The sequence below is a fragment of the Embleya sp. NPDC059213 genome, from assembly GCF_042754445.1.
In the GTDB taxonomy this organism is placed as follows: Bacteria; Actinomycetota; Actinomycetes; order Streptomycetales; family Streptomycetaceae; genus Embleya.
In genome coordinates, this window is the sequence record NZ_JBHZAV010000429.1 from 1 (window position 1) to 1,035 (window position 1,035).

Consider the following 1,035-nt stretch of genomic DNA (forward strand, 5'->3'; position numbering starts at 1 on the left):
CGTTAATGCATATTTCTGTGAGAAGTTTTGAACCCCGATAACATCCTGAAGCGATAGATTCGTTGTCTGTAAATCCTTTTGCAGCTGTGTCGCATCCGTAGCAGCTTGATTCCATTTCAAACGTTCAGAATCCGAGACGTGAGGTTTAGCATTTGCGATATGGTTCTTCAGGTTTGTTTCTGATGTCGTCACCCTGTCACTCATACCGTCCCACTTGGTACGGTCTTCAGACGATACGTGTTTGGTCGTGTCCTTTACATGAGCGTCCAAGACTCGGCCGAATGAATCAACGTCAGCCTTCATACTTTGAATTTGTTGGTCAGTTGCACCAGTTGACCCACCGTCCGCGGTATCCTCTAACGCTTGGACTTTTTGCTGAAGCGTCAGAATATCGTTCTTTATCTCATCTGACACGTCCATATGGTCAACGGTGTCCTGAAGCTTTGCCATCTTGTCTTTTAAATCTGAAATACTTGTTTTGACGCCTGTATCATCATAGGGCGGCGTCCGCCTTGACCCGAGTTCAATCAATTAGGACACCTCCACGATTGTGACGACTGTCTCAGTATCAGCGACTAGGTACACGTCAGGGCTTTGGCTATGAACCTTAAATGTTAGCGGGCTGTCGTTAGACGTGAGCGGCGCACCTGTAGTCGTCTCGACACCCTGCTTACCCCAATAAATGACACCCGAGTTAGGCGGGTAGATCGTCAACTCTCGGCGGTTTGTCAGTTTGCTAGAACCTGACTTTGCCATTACAGGCGTGACGCCTACACTCACCCCACCAACCCTAAAGTCATTCATTCCGGCTTCCCGAGTTGGTACAGGTTGTGTCGCCGGGATAGAAGACCCGCCGAGTGTGACAGGCTTATCTATCTCAACACTCCCAATATGCTTGTCGCCTGCCGCAAGCGGCGGTAACGCTGATATATCTACGGTTCCTGTCATCTGCCCAAGCTGAACGGTGTCAATGGACTGTGGTATAGATGACGCTGTAAATTTCTCAATCCAAGATTCGACCCGGACTTTTTCGGG

2 protein-coding genes are annotated in these 1,035 nt (G+C 49.0%); both read right to left on the reverse strand.

Annotated elements, in window-relative coordinates; translation table 11 throughout:
- Positions 1–531 (reverse strand): hypothetical protein (locus ACFXMF_RS47795; protein ID WP_380021361.1); only part of this gene is annotated, 531 nt, incomplete at its 3' end.
- A partial coding sequence (locus ACFXMF_RS47800; protein ID WP_380021363.1) for a hypothetical protein occupies positions 532–1,035 on the reverse strand: 504 nt, incomplete at its 5' end.